19 protein-coding genes are annotated in these 18758 nt (G+C 41.5%); 2 read left to right on the top strand and 17 right to left on the bottom strand.

Annotated elements, in window-relative coordinates; genetic code table 11:
* Nucleotides 1–93: 93 nt before the first annotated feature.
* The 7 genes from AC04NP_RS07400 to AC04NP_RS07430 form a co-directional block, all read right to left on the bottom strand.
* Nucleotides 94–2901, bottom strand: a complete 2808-nt coding sequence (locus AC04NP_RS07400; protein ID WP_482858878.1) for a TonB-dependent receptor — start codon at nt 2899–2901, stop codon at nt 94–96.
* A gap of 296 nt (nt 2902–3197) precedes the next feature.
* Complete coding sequence (locus AC04NP_RS07405; RefSeq protein ID WP_482858879.1) at nt 3198–3827, bottom strand: hypothetical protein; 630 nt, start codon at nt 3825–3827, stop codon at nt 3198–3200.
* 66 nt (nt 3828–3893) lie between these two features.
* Entirely contained in the window at nt 3894–5075 is a 1182-nt protein-coding gene (locus AC04NP_RS07410; protein WP_482858880.1) for an alpha-D-ribose 1-methylphosphonate 5-triphosphate diphosphatase, read from the bottom strand.
* A gap of 346 nt (nt 5076–5421) precedes the next feature.
* Nucleotides 5422–6240 (bottom strand): phosphonate ABC transporter, permease protein PhnE, encoded by an 819-nt coding sequence (gene phnE, locus AC04NP_RS07415; protein ID WP_482858881.1) that lies wholly within the window; start codon nt 6238–6240, stop codon nt 5422–5424.
* A complete protein-coding gene (gene phnE, locus AC04NP_RS07420) occupies nt 6237–7025 on the bottom strand; it encodes a phosphonate ABC transporter, permease protein PhnE (RefSeq protein WP_482858882.1) in 789 nt (262 codons plus the stop codon). Before phnE (AC04NP_RS07420) ends, phnE (AC04NP_RS07415) begins: the two co-directional genes overlap by 4 nt.
* Nucleotides 7025–7813, bottom strand: a complete 789-nt coding sequence (phnC, locus tag AC04NP_RS07425; RefSeq protein ID WP_482858883.1) for a phosphonate ABC transporter ATP-binding protein — start codon at nt 7811–7813, stop codon at nt 7025–7027. Before phnC ends, phnE (AC04NP_RS07420) begins: the two co-directional genes overlap by 1 nt.
* A gap of 104 nt (nt 7814–7917) precedes the next feature.
* Nucleotides 7918–8586 carry a thiamine phosphate synthase gene (locus AC04NP_RS07430; RefSeq protein ID WP_482858884.1) on the bottom strand — a complete coding sequence of 223 codons (669 nt, stop codon included), beginning with the start codon at nt 8584–8586 and terminating at the stop codon, nt 7918–7920.
* A gap of 778 nt (nt 8587–9364) precedes the next feature.
* On the opposite strand from AC04NP_RS07430, the gene AC04NP_RS07435 reads away from it, so the two are divergent.
* Complete coding sequence (locus AC04NP_RS07435; RefSeq protein WP_482858885.1) at nt 9365–9793, top strand: hypothetical protein; 429 nt, start codon at nt 9365–9367, stop codon at nt 9791–9793.
* Between the two features lie 42 nt (nt 9794–9835).
* Here the strand turns inward: AC04NP_RS07435 and AC04NP_RS07440 are convergent, their stop codons facing one another.
* Nucleotides 9836–10747, bottom strand: coding sequence for a phosphate/phosphite/phosphonate ABC transporter substrate-binding protein (locus AC04NP_RS07440; protein WP_482858886.1), 912 nt, complete (start codon nt 10745–10747; stop codon nt 9836–9838).
* 639 nt (nt 10748–11386) lie between these two features.
* Between AC04NP_RS07440 and AC04NP_RS07445 the strand changes: the two genes are divergently transcribed.
* Complete coding sequence (locus AC04NP_RS07445; RefSeq protein WP_482858887.1) at nt 11387–12220, top strand: uridine kinase family protein; 834 nt, start codon at nt 11387–11389, stop codon at nt 12218–12220.
* On the opposite strand, the gene AC04NP_RS07450 is transcribed toward AC04NP_RS07445, so the two are convergent.
* From AC04NP_RS07450 to AC04NP_RS07490, 9 genes are all read right to left on the bottom strand, one after another.
* Entirely contained in the window at nt 12212–12340 is a 129-nt protein-coding gene (locus AC04NP_RS07450; protein ID WP_482858888.1) for a hypothetical protein, read from the bottom strand. The two genes, AC04NP_RS07445 and AC04NP_RS07450, sit on opposite strands and share 9 nt — an antisense overlap.
* A gap of 186 nt (nt 12341–12526) precedes the next feature.
* Nucleotides 12527–13063 (bottom strand): methylated-DNA--[protein]-cysteine S-methyltransferase, encoded by a 537-nt coding sequence (locus AC04NP_RS07455; protein ID WP_482858889.1) that lies wholly within the window; start codon nt 13061–13063, stop codon nt 12527–12529.
* Between the two features lie 37 nt (nt 13064–13100).
* Entirely contained in the window at nt 13101–14003 is a 903-nt protein-coding gene (locus tag AC04NP_RS07460) for a phosphate/phosphite/phosphonate ABC transporter substrate-binding protein (protein ID WP_482858891.1), read from the bottom strand.
* An 18-nt stretch (nt 14004–14021) separates the two neighbouring features.
* Nucleotides 14022–14249: a hypothetical protein gene (locus AC04NP_RS07465; protein ID WP_482858892.1), complete on the bottom strand. Its 228-nt coding sequence runs from the start codon at nt 14247–14249 to the stop codon at nt 14022–14024.
* A 9-nt stretch (nt 14250–14258) separates the two neighbouring features.
* On the bottom strand, nt 14259–15068 hold the full coding sequence (locus AC04NP_RS07470) for a DUF1868 domain-containing protein (RefSeq protein ID WP_482858893.1): 810 nt from the start codon (nt 15066–15068) through the stop codon (nt 14259–14261).
* Nucleotides 15059–16240 (bottom strand): alpha-D-ribose 1-methylphosphonate 5-triphosphate diphosphatase, encoded by a 1182-nt coding sequence (locus AC04NP_RS07475; protein ID WP_482858894.1) that lies wholly within the window; start codon nt 16238–16240, stop codon nt 15059–15061. Before AC04NP_RS07475 ends, AC04NP_RS07470 begins: the two co-directional genes overlap by 10 nt.
* A gap of 7 nt (nt 16241–16247) precedes the next feature.
* Complete coding sequence (locus AC04NP_RS07480) at nt 16248–16961, bottom strand: phosphonate C-P lyase system protein PhnL (protein ID WP_482858896.1); 714 nt, start codon at nt 16959–16961, stop codon at nt 16248–16250.
* 19 nt (nt 16962–16980) lie between these two features.
* Nucleotides 16981–17823, bottom strand: coding sequence for an ATP-binding cassette domain-containing protein (locus AC04NP_RS07485; protein WP_482858897.1), 843 nt, complete (start codon nt 17821–17823; stop codon nt 16981–16983).
* Nucleotides 17813–18757, bottom strand: coding sequence for an alpha-D-ribose 1-methylphosphonate 5-phosphate C-P-lyase PhnJ (locus AC04NP_RS07490; protein ID WP_482858898.1), 945 nt, complete (start codon nt 18755–18757; stop codon nt 17813–17815). The genes AC04NP_RS07485 and AC04NP_RS07490 overlap by 11 nt, the downstream gene beginning before the upstream one ends.
* Nucleotide 18758 lies beyond the last annotated feature (1 nt).

Raw genomic sequence — 18758 nt, forward strand, 5'->3', positions numbered from 1 at the left:
GCAAAATATAGTCAAGGCATAAGGTATATACTTTGCGGGAATAACCTTATGCCTTTATTGATAGATTCAGGTGATCTGCTATTCAAATCGATACTAATACAAGCTTAAAGTTATTCCTGCCTGACCCCTGGCCGAGTACCACTCCACCTGCTCCGGTCTGTTTTCAATTCCGTGATAATATCTCAGTGGCTCATTTAAAATGTTGTTTACCTCAGCGAAAAGCCTCACCTTTTGGGAAATGCTATATGCTGCTGAGAAATCAAGGTTTAAGTTTTTATCATAGAACCGATCCTGATCCGGGCCGCTTCCCTGCAATTCATCCAGGTATGATCCTTTAAAATTTGCTGCAAACCGAACCATCAAACCATACTTTTCATAAAATAAAGTGGCGTTGTAAATATTTTTTGACTGGCCAAACAATTGCTGTTTTTGGTCCCTGCCGGGTACTTGTACTTCAGAATCGGTATAGGTATAATTCAAATCGACGCCAAAGCCACTGGCAAACCCCGGTAGAAAGTTTAATCTTCGTTGTATGCCTATTTCAAAACCAAACAACCATGCATCTGAAGCATTTTCAGGTCTTGTAATTCTGTTGAAAACAACACCATCTATGGTTCCTTGTGTATTTGCGTCAAAAATGGCATCGGTTATATCTTTATAGAAGACGCCTGCTGCCACCACACCCACGTTATTAAAATAATGCTCTGCCAGGAGATCGAAATTCCACGAAAAAGTTGGGGCGAGATCAGGGTTTCCGATTACCGCTTCATTGTCACCGAAATCAAGGGACCGACTAGGGCTTAAGCTAATAAAATCAGGTCTGGCAAAAGTTCTGGTAGCTGCTAAACGTAAGTTTGTATTGCTTTGAGGTGAGTATTTAAAATGTAACATGGGCAGAAACGCATCAAAAGATCTTTGTGCGTTAACAGGTGATACATTGTCGTTTTCATCCACCGAATATCCGTCGTAGTCAATCGAAGTATGTTCCAGTCTTGCTCCGCCAAGTACCATCCATTTTGGGGATACCTGCCATTCAGCCATTGCATACCCTGCTGTAACATTTTCGGCAGCGTCGTAGCTTTCGGTAGCCCTGTCCGGTCCGTCAAAGGGTTGCACGACTCGCTGTATCCCCGGCATTGTGGTTATTTGGTAATTCGCCTCTAAAGTTGGGTAGTCGACAAGCAAATCGTCATAGATGCTACCGATTTCTTTAAGAAAACCACCTCTTTTCGGAAACTCTTCAAGCGCAAAGTCTGTCATGAACATATCCGATTCGGGTAAATACATCGTTAGCGGAGCGTTATTTAATCTCGCCTTTGTCCTGTATTTTCCTCCAAACTTTAGCTTTATCTTGTCTGAGGCGTTATATGAGAAATCGAGTTTTCCCGTGATGTCTCTTTCCCGTGTCCATCTGCCATAGGCGAGTGCGTTGGTGAATCTTGAACTTTCAGCACTTAAAGGTGTGAGAAGTTCGGGTTGAATGTTTTCGAAGTCTGTAACGCCTACGCCATCAGGGGCATCATAGGCGAAGTATTTGTTGCCGTCAGAGGACAGACCTCCGTATTCGACGTTGCTTTGCCGAAATGTGGAAATATAATACCCCCTGTCCTCACTTGTTTTTGGCGGAGGACCATCGAAAAGGAATGGCCTGTTTCCATCTGTAGGACTGTCATACCAAAATCTGGAAGCATAGCTGGATACCTTCCATTCCGCCTGGAGCTTTTCAGATAATTGCTGCTCCCCGCCCAGTTCTAATCCCCTAAACCGGGAATGATATATAGCATGTGTAAAAGCGTGTTCTACCCTGTTGTTATTGAATCTGAATCTGGTTCTTCTGCGTTCTTCATCATCTAAAAAATCTGTCCAGATACCTTTAATATAAATTTTACTGCCCGGGTTAAACGCATAATCTATCCCGGCATTGAAACCCCAGGTGGTTCTGTTGCCAATGTAGTCCCTTAGCTGAAGTTCGTTGATGGCAAACTTTTCAGCTTCGGAGGTGTTATAGACCACCTCATAATTATCGGAACCCCAGTCCCTGTTCCAGGTGGCAGCAGAAAATATATATCCCAGTTTATTGTCCAGCACCCTATCTCCGATGATGATTGATCCGTTGAGAATTCGTGAATTTGAATTACCGTGATATCCGGCGGCTAATGAGGCATTCATGATCTTTTTCTGTGGAGATGTTCTTGTTATGAAGTTTACAGATCCACCGATCGCATCACCTTCCATGTCAGGTGTAATTGCTTTTGAAAGTTGCACGTATTGAATGAGTTCGGACGGGAATATATCCAGTGGCACACCTCTGTCACCCGATAGCGTGGAAGGCATGCGGTCACCGTTGATAAGTGTCGAATTCCATTGAATGGGTGTTCCGCGAACTAAGACAAAACGTCCTTCTCCCTGATCTCTTTCTATGGCCACACCTGATATTCGTTGTACTGCTTCCGCTGCATTCCTGTCAGGAAGCTTGCCAATGGCATCAGATGCCAGCACATTCATGATATTCGGCGATATCCTTTGGATGTTCAAGGCCTTCATTTGCCCCTGCATAAATGTACTTTGAATTACTATTTCCTCCAGCTTTGTGGAAGCTTCGGAAAGTGAGACAGTGCCCAGAGAAACATCTTGCCCGGCTTTAATTTCAATCTCTTTTTCAAGGGCATCATAACCGATAAATTGCATAACAATGTTTTGTTTACCTTGTGGTAAATTAATAATACGAAATTTTCCTTCTTTGTCGGTAACACTCCCTATGGCAGTACCTTTCAGGAAAACATTCACGCCTGGCAAAGATCCTGTGGCATCCACCACTCTTCCGGAAAGAATACCCGTTTGAGCGAAGCTAAGATTTAATAACATTACCAAGGCAATAAAAGTGGTAGCTAGTTTTTTCATCGTTTTCATAGTTTAGATTTTGCGGGAGCAAATTATTCTAACCTAATTAGCGTGATATTGTCAATTATTTAAAAAAATATTAAGCCTTTATAAGTGACGATGTATGGTGTCGGTGAGATCTCGCAACAGAAGCTGTCCGCTTTTTTTTCCTTTTTGAAGCGTTGGTTAAAAATACGCCAAGCCTGTAAAAATTCGCTTCATTAAGTCGAAATGCAAGTTAACTATAAGCTAATTTCAGGCTAATAACTATCATACGTGCCCCATACATTTCAAATAAAAACTGAAATGGTATTTGATCAGGAATTAACGTCGGTTAAACCGGCCGATATTTTCATCACGGCTTTTTGATATTTTTTGGTCATTTGCATGATGGACATAAGGTCAGGCGTTGAAAAAGTATATACATTTGTTTGTATTTCCTCTTTATTTCTTTTAAAGGCCGAATAATGAATTTTGTTTTCCAGCTTATATTGCGGATCGCCTATCCAGGCCATTTGATATGCGTTAAGGAACAGTACATAATCAGCATCGAACTCCTCCAAAAAACCATTAAAGACCTCAACGCTAATATTTGACAGGTCAGTGGCCACTCCTTCTTCCTCCTTTCGGAGCTTCTTATTTTTAAAAAATATTTTTTCTTTCAAAGCGAAAAAGGTTTTTGAAGGACAAGGGATATAACTGATTCCAACACCAGCGTATTTGGTAAATATCGATGAGATTTTTTGGTTATACAGTGTTAGCACTTCTTCTTCCACAATTTTGTTTTTTTTGGCTATTTTTTCCTTGGAATAAATGTCTGTATCGAAGTTATCTTCTATAAAGCTGATTATCAATACTTTCTTTTTTCCCTCGTCCCTCTTATCGATGCCGAAACCCAAAAATGAAATTGTTAAGATCAACAGGGTAAGATAGTTTTTCTTTTTCATGACAATGAATAGTTTATATATTTTGGTTTTAAAAAAAATTCAGGTCGCAGTAAAAAATAAAATCAGTTATGAGAACAAATGATCTTGCCATTTGTGCCAATTGATGGCGTTTATGCCTTCATTTTCCGCCATAAACTTCAATTTTCCATTTACCCAAACATGTGAAACTTTAGCAAAGTCGGTCTCATCTTCGAAGGCTACGAGATCCGCTTTTTTGCCTACCTCGATAGAGCCCATTTCTTCGTGTATTCCCAGGAATTTGGCTGGGTTCAAGGAAATAAAATTCACGGCTATGCTCGGTTTGATTCCATTTCTCACCATTTTGATCATTGCGCCAAGCACAGTAGGAAAGTGATAGTCGCTGCAAAGCATATCCACAAGATTTTCTTGCAAGGCATCCTGACAGGCCAGATTTCCGCAATGTGATCCACCTCTGACATAGTTCGGTGCCCCCATGCATACCCACATCCCCAGCGCCTTGGCTTTCCTTGCCGCTTCAATAGTAGTAGGCATTTCCGACAGCGTAGCGCCATGTTGCCTGGCTTCCATTACATGCTCGATGGTTGTATCGTCGTGGCTGCCTAAAGGTACCGAACCCGAGAATGCCGATTGAATTTCCGGCCTCATATCTACCTGGCTTTTGTCTTCAATTTGCGCTTTGAGTAATTTTTCACTTTCCTCAAAAGAAATCTGCAGTAGCCTGGCCCTCTTTTCAATTAAATCTTCCAAATTGAATTGCCTTTGTCCGGGAATACTATCATTTATTACGACCAGTTTTAAACTGGATATGTTCTTCATTTCATCGAGATATTCAACCACCCTCGTGGAGTTTGGATCTAACCTGGAGTGGATAAAGTGTCTTATCATGCCGGAATGGCAATACTTATCCAGGTATTTGGCTTTTTCAATGGCACTTTCAAATGATCTGTTTAATTGGCTGTTTTCAGAAAAACTTATCGCATTGAATAAGGTAGTAATCCCGCACGCAATCGCTCGTTGATCCATGAAATGAAAAGCAAAAGGCATGCTGAAACTGGCACTAGGCCGTGGGTGCAGCTCTTTTTCCAGATAGTCCGAATGTATATCGATACAACCCGGAATAAGCCATCGTTTGTTAAGATTAATCCCGTCCCGATAGTTAACCCCTTTTTTAATGGAAGTAATTATGCCATTTTCAATGACTACACTGCCTTCAAAATCCTCGACGGGAGTAATCACGTGTGCATTGGAGAGGATATGATTATTCATCTGAGTTTTTTACTGATTCGGTCTAAATATCAATGCTACTTATTAGTGGATAGTTAGTGTAAATGTATATTATGATTAAACTGTACATTTAATCGGTTCTAACTTTCATTGGGGCATTGTATGTATTTTAAAACCGTCGGATGATATCATTTTTGATGTGCTGGCATCATTTGCGCAAATGCACCAAACGAAGTACTGCCTCTATATACGCCTTCTGTCAACAAGGTGGGAAGCACACTTATCCAATCGGAGATAGATCTCATCCATAAACCGCCTGAAGTTCCCGTATTCCGGCGCCTAAAAGAACTTCATGCAGCAGGCCATGTATTTATAAAGTTATTTGCAATTATCTAAGTGTTTCTTTATTCAAAATGCGGGCCCTTAAATGATCGGATATTTTTTCAAAAAGCATGATAAACACAATGGTAAAAAGTATCAGGGCCAGCGCATCACTGTAGCGGAGCATCTTCATGGCCATATGTATCTCAAAACCGATACCTCCTCCGCCAAATATCCCCAAGCCAATTGCAGCTCTTAGGTTCACATCGAAAGCATAAAAGAAATTGGCAATAAATGAGGGTATTACCTGTGGTATAATGCTAAATCTGATCGCTTGCCATTTGTTTGCCCCAATAGCATATACCGCCTCAACAGGCTCATTGTCCACTTCTTCTATGGCATCTGCAAACAGCTTTCCAAACATGCCAATGGTGCTTAATGTCAAAGTAAGCATACCTGCAAATGGCCCAAGCCCCATCGCGATAACAAATACCAGAATTGTGACTAATTTAGGTATCACCCTTTCTACCGACATGAATAGCCTGAAGAACATCCTTATGATCACAGAAGGGCTTGTATTCCTTGCAGCGAGAAAGGCAACGATAAGGGCCATCAAACCTCCGATGATTGTCCCGAGAAAAGCCATAGCGATTGTTTCTTGCACGGAAGCGAAGATGTTATGTCTCTCCCATAATATATTGATGTTGGGAGGCAGCATCTCATTGAGAAGATTGATCAAATGATGTCCTTCTGTAAAAAAGAGAACAGGATTAAATTCCAGTTGTACGGAAAGTGCCACTAAGACTATGGCGAATAGGGAAAAGCATGTGACTTTCTTTTTTAACTTTTCAGAGGGCAAATGTTTTTTAGCAATTGTTGCAGTCATTTTAATTTCCCTGTGGGTAATATTTTCTTTCTTAAATAATCTGACAATCTTTCTGATGAGAAAACCAGAAAAAGTACCACCAGTATAGCAGTACTGGCTCTTTCATATTCCAGCAGTTGAAAAGAATAGAATATCTCATAACCGATTCCACCGGCACCGACAGCGCCAAGAAGTACTGAAAGCCTTATGTTTACTTCAAACCTGAACAAAACATTTGAAATCAGGGAAGGCATCACTTCCGGCAGCACTACATATTGAATGATCTGCATTTTTGAGGCGCCTACAGATGTTACAGCTTCCATTGTTTTGGGGTTTACTTCTTCAATGGCATCTGCAAATAATCTTCCCAGCATACCCAGGCACCCAATGGCGAGCGCTACAACGCCCGGAAAGGCTCCCAGGCCTAATGCCGCCACCAGCAGTAAAATAATCACAATCTCAGGCAGTGCTCTTTCTGCGACCATAATAAATCTACTCACAAATTTAAGCCATGCAGGAGCCAAATTAGCAGCACCGCCAAAGGCCAGCAGTAATGAGATCAGCGCTCCGAGTATCGTGGCCAATAGGGCTATTAATACGGTTTCAAAAGCGGGATATAACATTTCTCCTAAAGCGCCAAAGTCAGGAGGAAACAATTCCTGAATAAATTGAAAGCCCTCGAAAATACCACTTTTAAAGATCCGATAATCTACGCGACATAATTTTGCGGCATAATAAACCAGTATGCAAAAAGCGACAAAAGAAAGGATCTTTCCAAGCGTTTTCTGCCTTTGAAGCGTCGTCATTATGAATAAGCTAGTGTGGGGGTCATCTTTGCTTCTTCCAAAGCATTGAACTCTTCACCGTAAATCTCCTCCAGCTTTTTTTCCGATAGGTTAGGGCTACCGTCGTATACTACAATCCCATTTTTAATGGCAATTATTCTGTTGCAATATTCCGAAGCAATTTTTGGTTGGTGAAATACGCCGATCACCGGCATCTCTTGCGCCAGAGGTTTTAATAATTTCATGATTTTTTTTGCATTGCTGGGATCCAGGTTGGCAATTGGCTCGTCGGCCAGCAGCATGACAGGATTTTGAAAAATGGCCCTGGCAATGGCTACCCTTTGCATTTCTCCGCCACTTAAAGAGGCCACTTTGCGATGGGCCAGGTGGGCGATTTTAACATTTTCGAGCGCCTGAAGCGCCTCCTTGGCTTCACTATCGGTGAATCCATAAAACAAACTGCGTAACGAATTAATCTGTCCTAATCTGCCAATCATCACATTGTCAAGCACAGATAATCTTTTCACTAAATTAAAACCCTGGAATATGACCCCAATTTTTTGCCTCATCTCTCTGAGCTCCCTTCCCCTGCATTTGCTGATGTCCTTGATCCTGTTTTCGTAATTAACGTAGATATGGCCGCTCGACGGTTTTGTAAGACCATTAAGGCATCTCATGGTCAATGTTTTTCCTGCTCCGCTAGGTCCCAGTATGCCGATAAAGTCACCTTTCTCTGCAACAAAACTAATGCCTTTTAGTAGCTGTTTCCCATCAGGTAAACTTTTGGTGATATGCTTTACCTCAATCATTTAATCCATTGTTTTACGTTTGATCCGGTATTTCGGGTAAAGCTAATTTATCAGTATTAGTCGGTAGCAAGCCCCGGATTAGCATTTTGTAAGTATTCGGCATTTTAACCGGCAGTGATATTGATTTTGTTTTTTTCTAATGTGCCGATGATCTTTTTTATCTTTTCAAATTTTCTAATCGCTGCGATAATATCCCCATTGGTTTCAAAATCGGTCCATAAGTATCCTAACAGTGCAATACCGTCGAATCCCACATTGGCAGCCATCTCCACCTTGGTATGGGTGATACCACCCAATGCAATGATTTCCGGCCGGTCGCTTGTTTTTTGAAGAAAACTTTTGAGATGGCTCAGTTTAAATTTGCTATTATATCCTTTATTAGATATACTATCGAAAATAGGACTTAGAAATATATAGTCATACAATGATTTGAATTTTGACACCTCGGAGATGGCATGCAGCGAAAAGCCCACTTTGTCGAAACATTTGCTGCCCCTGTTAATCCCCTGTTCTTCGGCATAATCATCATAACCAAATCTTTTCGTGAAATGAGCTCCGCCAAGTTCATATTCCGGAATCAGATCAAAATGAGAATGAAGGATAATGCGGTTATGAAAAGGTTGCGGAATCCGCTCCAGGTACCTCCTCATTTTTTCCTGGGTATACGCCATTTTTCGTAAATGAAAATGCTGTAATCCTTCACAGAAAAGAAGGTTTAAAAGATAATGTTCATAGGGTATATCATCAAAGTTGCTTACTAACAATAATTTCATTTTTTAGTTTTTATTTTTAGCTCATCTCAATTAAGTAATCTTACCATTTATTTGTGCCATGATGTCCGGGGAATCGTAGCGGGTGTCATGGATCGGTATATATTCGATGTCAAAGTCATACAGGTAATGAATCCTGCAAGCGGATTCAGGCTCTTTTTTATGCAAATTTACAAAAGCTTCCCGGATCTTCAGGATCAGGTCTTTATCGGGATCATTACTTACAAATATAGCTCCTATTGGGAAAGATGTTGAGTTCCGGATGACTTTGTAGTCAGGATCAGATATTTCTCCATCGCAAATATTCTTTCAAAGTAATGTTGTTGACAAACATCCTGCCTCCATGTTGATCGATGAGTTTACTATATAACATGATTATCGGCCCTATTGTCATGAAGATCCTAAAATTATTGGTATTGCGCTTTCTGCAGATTTTAGCCATAGTAAGTATTGAATTTAACTCATTTTTATAATTTTTGAAATGGCAAATGATTAATGGCTAATGATATTTTGATTAGTGTTTTGTTTGATCATTGCTTAGAGATTTTAATTGGCTATCTTTATGTCTTTGAAAGAGCACTAGTAGAAATGAAAGCAAAAAATGTCCATATTTTACAGCACCTCCCCAAAACCTTTTGGCATTGGGATAGATGGAGGTCCGGGCTACACAAAGGGAAATGATTTCTGAAAAAGCATTAAATACTAAAACCCGGGCTGATTTAACACCCGGGTTTTTTATTTCCCCATTCTTGAAAATCAAAAACATAAGCACCGAATTAGCATGGAATTGATTACCACCAAAAGCCGACAACAATTAAAATCTACGCTTGTAGATCTGGAGAAGTTAGCATTTACTTCGGAATCTTACTTTGCCTTGAAAAAATCTGATGAAATGGATGAATTTATTGCAGCAAATGAACAAGGTATGGTAGAATTTGCCAAGACATTGCTTCAGTCGGTGGTGGAGCGGGAAGGTGGATATGCCTTGCTGGATTACAATGTTCTGGCATCGGATTCGGACATGCGGCCGGTATATGTTGAATTTGTGGACCGGCCACCTCGTAAAACTGTCAAGGTTTTAACAACCAGCCCCCAAAGATTCAACATCGACAAACCCCTGCACTTAGCCCTTTATCTTTTTGGCTTATTTTCGGGTTTTGTTTGTTTGATTACGGGTGCTTATACAATCTTCAGCGCTTTGTTGCAATAGTTCAGGGGCTATGCAATAATTGTGGTGGTTTTTATATCACTATTACTGTTTTGTCTCATAGATATATTTCGATAATCGTCGTATTTCAGCATAAAGTGAATCATGTGCCGGTAAAAATACCAGTGTGGAGTCGTTCCATTCCTCGTAAAAATAGTTGGCGCTGGCCGGAACCTCTTCTGCCAGTCTGAGATAAATATCACGCAACCTTGCTTTAAATCCCTCCGACAATCCTTTTCTGACGGTCACCAGGTCAACAGGCAGTGGTTTTGATTTCCACAATATTTTCACCTCATCTTCCTTCAACATTCCCCTTTCTATCATTTTTCTAAACACGGTATATGAACAGCCTGCTACATCGACTTTGTTATTTGCCAGGGCAAGAATCGTTGCGGTATGGTTTCCGGAGAAAAGAATCTCCTTAAAATGCTCCTCAGGGTCGATACCCATCAAATGCAACTGCCCTCTGGGAACCAAGTGCCCGGAAGTCGAAGCAGGGTCAGAAAAAGACAGTGTGTATTTTTGGCTGGTATGCTTAAGATCCGCTATACTTTCAAGTCCGGAGTCACGATGCGTGATAAGCAAGCTATTGTATGTAGCGGGTTCACCTGTCTTTTTACCAGGCACCACCAAAGGCTCAGCTCCGGCCTTGCCGGAAGCCAGCACATAAGAGAACGGACCAAATACGCCAATATCCACTTTTTCTCCTCGCATGCCCTCAACAATGGCTGTATAGTCACTGGCCCTGTACATCTTTACCGGAATGTTCAGCTCCTGCCTCAGAAATTCGATGGCCGGTTCCATATTTTTTACCATCCGTTCGGCTTCTTCAGAAGGAATTACTCCTATAACCACCTGCCCGGGAGGATCGACAGCCCCCTTCTTGTTCTGTGTGCATGACAACCAGATCACGGCCGTAAACAGCAGGACTAGTTTTCTTATTAAGACTATCTTCATCGTTACCGGTATTTATTTTTGTAAATCAATTTCAATGCTTAGCGTCGAAAGCAAGTGCACCGCCGACAAGGGAAAACTTTTATATTGTTAATAGCGTCAGGCTTGACCATTGCAGGATCTTCTGTAATTATAACAAAGTCTGCAAGTTTGCCCTCTTTGACAGCACCTTTTTTACTTTCTTTAAACCTGGCATAGGCACCTCCATACTTCAAATGTTCAATGCAGTGGTTAAAGTACCATTCCTTGTAATCTGAGCGCGTTCGATATGAGCCTGCATGTAACAAATTACATCTGATTTGTTTAGGCAATGATTAAGATAAGATGAGATTTTTGTAATAAAGATGAACTGAAATTGGCCGTATCTAACATAATTCTATCTTTGTTTTCAATAGGATCTAATTGGCAAGGTGTAATTTTACCTGGAAAAGATTTGGATTTTGCTCCTATCATCCATATATTTTTAGTTAAAACGAAAGGGCTCATTCAGGTAAAAATTCCTATCCGATAAAAAGCTTTTGGATAAGCAGCCCTATATTCTATTGGATCAATAATATGTATAATAAGTAAACTTCTAGCGTTATCAAAAGTGATTTAAATAACGGCCCTTTTCAACTTAAATACATTTTCTCAAGAGAGCTTTTGCCTGAAACAATAGATAAGCTCAAAGCCATCCAAAGCAAAAACAGCGCAAAGGGATTGAATACAGTTATTTCGGTTTGCGGAGGTTCATGTACCGGAAAAAGCAGTCGAGTGGCCAGGGGAATTTTAGAATATTTAAAAGCGTGTGTACTGCTGTTTGCTCAGGATAGGTATCAGCATGATGCAGATTACATCACAAACCCGAATCCGGTTTATGAATGGGATCACCCCAGGAATTTTGGCATTGAGAAATGCTTTGACGCCCTTGGCAGGCTTAAAAGGAATCAAAGTGTGGAAGTTCCGAATTACTCCTTTGCGTCAGATCGACCCGCAGGTATGGAAAGGTTGGATCCGAGGCCATTTATTTTGTTTGAGGGGTTGTATAGCAGTTATGATAAATTGATTGGCTGGAGCGATTTTACCATCTATGTGGAAGCCCCTTTTTATGCAAGAATGCTGAAAAGAATATTCAGAAATAGTTTTGAAAGGTATAATTATACCCCTTTTCAAATTTTAGAGAGGTTCTTATCATCTGTGATGAAGGCACACAACGATTTTGTAATATGGCAAAAAGAACAAGCAGATTTGATCGTTGAAATGCCTTTCTATTTCTGCGACCTTAAGGAAAGATTTGGCCTGAAACCGGTTGGTGACTATCAACCGTTAATCATTGAGTATAAATATGACGTAGATGCCGATACATCTGTCACTGTTGAAAGGAACTTGGATAGTTGGTCTTTTAACCTGATTTACAAAGATAAGTTGTACCTCAACTTTGCCATAAACCGGGAAATGCAGGAAAGGCTCAGGCGTTTCGACTGGAAATCATTGTAGTCGACCTGAGGTGACCGGGGCGCTCTCCGGACGAATTGGGTTGAGATAATCGATAATGCGTGCCTGGTCTCCGGGTTTGTGATACAGATAACCTTGTCTTTTGTCCCCTGCAAGTGCCATTTTTAGTTTTTACATTTTTCAGAACTTTGGCGGCTTACATGGTCAAATCATAGTTAGGCTGCTATTTTAGGTAGTGTTAGAAAGGTATGTGTGCCGGTGAAGCCGGCCCGGTTCCATACAGGAGATTTACTTTTGTCTTTTTAAATCAGGCATTTAAATCTTTTTGAGCTACTTACGTTGGGGTGTTCAATCAAATAATGTTAATTGTTCCAAACCTTTTATGCCTTTTTCCAATTGTAACAGCCTCTTTTTGGTGGTCGTCCCTCCGGCGTAACCGACTGGTTCGCCATTGCTTCCGATAATTCTGTGGCACGGAATGAAAATAGAGATCGCATTGGCACCATTAGCAGCCGCTACTGCTCGAATGGCTTTTTCATTATTCATTTTTTTGGAAAGCCCGGAATAACTTTCGGTTTTTCCATAAGGTATTTTCAAAAGTTCCTGCCAAACCTGTTTTTGAAAAGGCGTACCGACCAAAAGTAGCGGAACCTCGAAATCATTTCTTTTGCCATCAAAATATGCCTCAAGCTGAGATTGGGCTTCCTGAATCACAGGGCTGGATTTTTCTTCATAGCTGGCTTCCAATCCACGTTGTATTCTTCTGTCGATGGCTGTTCTCATACGTCTGTATTTCCAATCACAAAGACAGATCTTCCCTTTAAATGCTCCCAATATCAATTCTCCAAAGGGTGTTTTAAAGCATTGTATCTTTATTTTTTTCATTCATTATGCAATCAAATGTTTGTGAACCGGATGAAGATTATTGGTGTAATAAATTTTCCAATTCCTGATTAACCAGGTACCTCAGCTCAGCATATAACGTGTCGGATACTGCTGTATAGACTAAATCTTTGCCATACATTTCTTTGATTAATGCCAGGATTTCCGGTGCCTCTGCCGGCATATTTAAAAAGGCCTCCCGAATACCTTGTTTAATGTGATTTGGTAAATCCTTTCGCACAAAAATCGGTGTCGGTGGTATTTTGTCGGATCGCCACAATATTTTATATTGATCCGGAGTTATCCGGCCTCTGGCAACCATGCGGTCCAATGCAATGCTATAGGTACATGCCAGCTCTACTTTGCCCGATATGGTAGAATAAATTCCGGGCGCATGGCCTCCGGCAAAAAATACTTCTTTGAAATCTTCTTCGGGTTCCAGGCCAAGACTTCGCAAATAAGCAAGCGGATATAAGTATCCTGATGTCGAAGCGGGATCTGCGAAGGCCATCGTCAATTCCGAGGCCCTGTTTATGACATCTTCCATGGAGTTCAGGCCGGAACCGGGGAATGTAAAAATGAGTGAGCCGGAATAATTGATGCCACCATTGCGGTATTGCGTAGCCACCAATGGTTCGGCGTTGGCCTGCGAAGAGGCGATCAGATAAGAAAATGGCCCTGTAGAGGCGATATGTACTTTACCGGTTTTCATGGCTTCAATCACGGCGGCATAGTCGGTGCCTTTTACGTAGCGCACTTTCATATCCAGTTTCTGTGAAAGGTACGTTACTACTTTATTCATTCGATTTAACTGCGCTTCCGCATCAGCCCCCGGAATGATACCAAAGACTAACTCCTGCGGGGGCGAATCTTTTAACTTACTGCCACAACCATAACTAAAAAACAGCAGCGAAACGTATATGGCAAAACAAAATTTTTTCATGATTCCGGATTATGTTAGCTATAAAGCTTTTGTATGTCGATGGTACTTCTCTATGAAAGCTTCCAGGTCCATAAATTCCCTGAACCTGGCTTCCAGGGTTTTCCTATCCCAGTCCCACCAGGCTATCTCCATGAGTTGATTGGCGGTATGTTCCGGAAACCTTCTTTTAATTACCTTGCCGGGTATTCCTGCCACTACCTCGTATGGGCCTGCTTCTTCGGGAAAAAAGTCTACTTGATGCAGCATAGGGCTTAATTATTTTAGAAAAGAATAAACCGGGTAATGAGGTTGCCTTTCAAAAGCCGACAGGTCTTCATAACTTCTGAGTTCTGCCTTTGTAATTTTAAAAATCAGTGATCTGCTTTCGAGGGTTTTATTTACATATGCGCAAATTTCACCTAATTGAAACTTTTCTTCTTCATTAAAATCTCCATCCACATACATCAGGGTTACATGGCCTATGAAAGGCCGTGTTCTTCTAATGTCGATACGGTTGAGATCCGGATTTGAATAGAATTGCTCCCTGAAACGAATGATCGTTTCAAAATCTTCCTTTCTTGAAAAAGTCCCCAAAATACCCAAAGCCGACCCAAAAATACCGACTCCTGCCAGCTTCATTTCAACGGGGCCTTCCGACCGGTTTAGCTGTATTTTTTCAAAGGCCTGAGCAATTATTCCGGGGAACTGATTTTCTATGCCCCTGGCTATTATGTGCTTTTTAAACCTTTCCCCGGATAGTGTATTGGCGATGGTTTGATGAAAGCTGTCAGCCGGCAATAAGTAATATTTGTTAGCATCGTTTAATTTGGCTGCCAGGAGTTTTTGCAAGTTTTCTAATTCGCCTGTTAAACTTTCATTTTCCGAGCTGTCATTCAGCATAGAAACGACAGCATAACCAGGGTAGGGCAGTTTTTCCCAGATTCCATGATGACTTCTGAATTTGTCGGTCGCCCTGATATTTGTTGCCCTTGCCCGCAACCCTTGCGGGGTTACTTCATGTCGCTGCCGGGCATGGTAGGTTTCAAAGTTTAGTTCCGAAACCTTTTGTGCGGGTTTTACGGACATACTGCTTTTCTTGTGGGTTGAATCCGATGATTAGAGGTGATGTTGCCATTAACAATCGTGTGAGTCACCAACGGAAGATTACCCATCGTATCTACAATCAGCATATCTGCATTTTTACCTACTTCGATACTACCGATTTCAGCTTCCAAACCAACTGCTTTTGCCGGATTAAGTGTAGCAAGGTTCACTGCTCGATGCAATGGCAGCACACGGTCATTGAAAAGTTTAAATATAGCATGAAGGATAGAAGGTGGATAATAATCGGAACAAATAGCATCTATCAAGTTTTCCCGAATTCCGTCCAGCACGTTGAGGTTACCGGAAAGAGAGCCGCCACGAAGAAGATTGGAGCCGCCACCGACCGTATACATCTTTAACGACTTGGCTCTCCTGCTTGTCGGTAAATTGATAGGAAACTCACAAATCCTAACCCCCATTTCAAAGAGTTGTTCCACCTTTTCAGGGGTGTCGTCATCATGTGAGGCGATAGGTACATCATGATTTAACCCTGTATCTATTAAAAACTGCAAACTTTCTCCTTCAATTTTTTCCTGATTTAATCTTTGTGACAATTCTTCCTCAGCTTCTTGTTGAGACTTGCCGGCTTTTATTCTCTCTTTTATAAACCAGTCTCTTTGGTATTGGCCTTGTCCGGGAGTATGGTCCATGACCGACAATAAATCTATTTTTCCGGCATTCAGTAAGTCAATGGTTTGCTGATAGTGATAGGTTCCTGTAAGCTCAAATCTCAGGTGGATCTTATTGTTAATATGCGTATTTTGACGTGCGAGATCGTAAACTTTGTTGAAAACGTCTTCTCTTTTGTACTTAGACCTGGAATTCAGCTCGGCGGATTTATAACCGAGGTGCAGGGAATGATAGACTGTGGTAATCCCACATCCGGCCATTTTCCTTTCCAGCTCAAGAAAAGCCACCTCGATCGGAAAGTCGGCACCAGGTCTCGGTATGATCTCGTGCTCCATGGCATCGGTATGAAGATCAATGATACCCGGCATAACAATCTTGCCTTGCGCATCAATCGTATTTTCCGAAGCGGTCTCATCTTTAGACGCATCTATATGAGCGATTTTTCCATCGGAAATTTTTATAGTCGCCTTAGGTAATGTTTCGTTTGGCGTAACTATTTTTGCATTAGTTATGGTCAGATTCATATGATTATCAGATAATAGGTACAGAAACAATTTTCCCTTCCTTTAATTCGATTACCCTATCGGTCATTTTTTCAATGGTATATTGATCATGTGAAATACAAAGCACGGATGTTCCTTCCTGCTTTAATTGCACAATCATATCAATGACAACATCTTTTGTTTTTTGATCTAATGAGGCTGTGGGTTCGTCGATTAGCAAAAAATTAGGTTTGGCGATAATGGCCCTTGCCACATTAATCCGCTGTTGTTCCCCGCCACTGAAAGTTGACGGGTAGGCGTCCCAAAGCTCCTCGGCCAGTCCGAGTTGTGAAAGATATTCTCTTGAACGTTCCCTGGCGAATTCCCAACTGCTTCCCCTTATAACAAGGCTTTCTCCCACCACATCTACGGCAGAAACCCTTGGTATCACTTTTAAAAACTGTGAACAATAAGTGATCTCAGATCTTCTCAATGTCAATACCTCATTGTCATCGGCAGTGACAAGGTCTATTTCTCCGAACTTTTCAGAATTATAAATGATTTGTCCCGAGGTGGTCAGATAGGTTCTGTAAATACACTTGATAAGGGTCGATTTACCTGATCCCGACTTCCCTGTAAGCCCCACAATTTCACATTTGTTTATTTCAAAATTCAGATCGAAGAGGGCATTGATTTCCTTGTCGTTGAGAATATGCATGACAAAGCTTTTCGACAAGTTTTTTATTTTTAGTGCGAAGGTCATATTTGTACGGTTAGAAAGATTACAATAAGGAGCTTACCAGTAGTTGGGTGTAGGTATTTTGCGGGTCTTCTAGTATTTGGTCTGTCAAACCCTTTTCTACAATCCTGCCATCTTTCATGACAATCGTCCTGTCAGTGAGCATTCTTATCACACTCAAATCGTGTGAAACCACAATCATGGCTATATTCAATTCCTGCTGAAGCCTGCGAATCATATCCAGCACTTTCGCCTGCACCGAGACGTCCAAACCAGTGGTTACCTCATCAAGAAAAAGCAAGGGCGGGTTGTTGGCAATGGCTTTGGATATCTGCACCCGCTGTTGCATGCCTCCACTGAAGGATAAAGGCGTGTCATCCATTCTGGCCACAGGCACTTCCGTTGCTGTTAAAAGACCGGAGGCCCTTTTTCTGATGTTACCTACATGAAAATTACCAGCCATAAGAAGCTTTTCAGCAATATTACCTCCTGAGGAAAACTCAAAATTGAGTCCGTCTCTGGGATTTTGATAAACCATGCCCATTTTATGGTGGCGTAAATATCTTTTACGTTGGTTAGATTCATTCAGCAGGTTGGTCTTGCCATGGTTATATTCGTTTAACCAGACATTGCCCGAAGTTGCTTCAAAATCAAAGTATAAAAGCTTCACTACCGTACTTTTTCCTGAGCCGCTTTCCCCCACTATGCCCAACACTTCGCCAGGATACAGTGTGAAATTAATGTCGGCACAGGCAACTATCGCCCCGGTTTCCGGGCATTGATTCGTATGATACAATGGCCCGGTGTGATGAAGGGTATTCTTTCCCGGTTCTCCATAAATTTTGGTAAGTCCTTCTACTTTAAGCAACCAGTTTCTACTTTCCATTTATTACGTCTTTTTTTGGGGTAAATTCGTCTTCCTTCTCCTGAATTTTTTCCTGAAGGTATTTGTTCGACCATTGGGAAGGCCTTTTTTCGTGTATGAGCTTATCCAGGAAATCGCTATCGTTCACGACATGCGAAGTGGATCCCCCGGCATGGTACAATTCGTCGAGGAAAGCCACCTTTTCTCCGCTCAAATCGCAGGCGATACCATTGAAGTCCTCGATTTTGAACTTGACATCTTCAAATTCCAGGGGTTCGACATTTGTAAACGGCGGTACGGCATAAAGCCTTTTCTCCCTGCCAGCTCCAAACAAATAAAGGCATTTGGCATGGTTGAGATTGGGGATATCCCAACGAGGAATAGGAGAGGGGGACATGATGTACCGCTGATTGACTTTCACCGGATAACCTGCACCCCGCATAATGTCGCCGTATTTTACATACGACTCATAAAGTGAAACCCACATCTTGGCATAATTGGCCTCTGCATGCATCTGGCGCGTTTTTCTTTCATACCGCTCCACCCCGCGTAAAGGCTCTGGTTGTGGTACCTGAAACACCATAATTTGATTTTCATGAAGCACCTCTTCCGTGATACGGTGTCTTGTTTGAATGATCGTGGCTTTTTGAGTTTCAAAAGTCGTCTCGCAGTCGGTAGTACTTTGAACAAAGTCTCTGAGGTTGCAGGCATTTACGCTTGCATCACTTCCCTGATCTATAATTTTGAAGATGTCATTTTTACCAATAATAGCCAAGGTAACATGCAAACCACCGGTACCCCATCCCCTTGCGATGGGCATTTCCGGTGAAGAATAGGGTACCTGATAGCCCGGTATGCATATGGCTTTCAGAAGTTTCCTTCTGATCTCTTTTTTTGTACTTTCGTCTATAAAGGCGTAATTGAACTTGTTAATAAATTTTTTTCCCTCTACCATA

Source organism: Agaribacillus sp. DX54 (assembly GCF_056858335.1).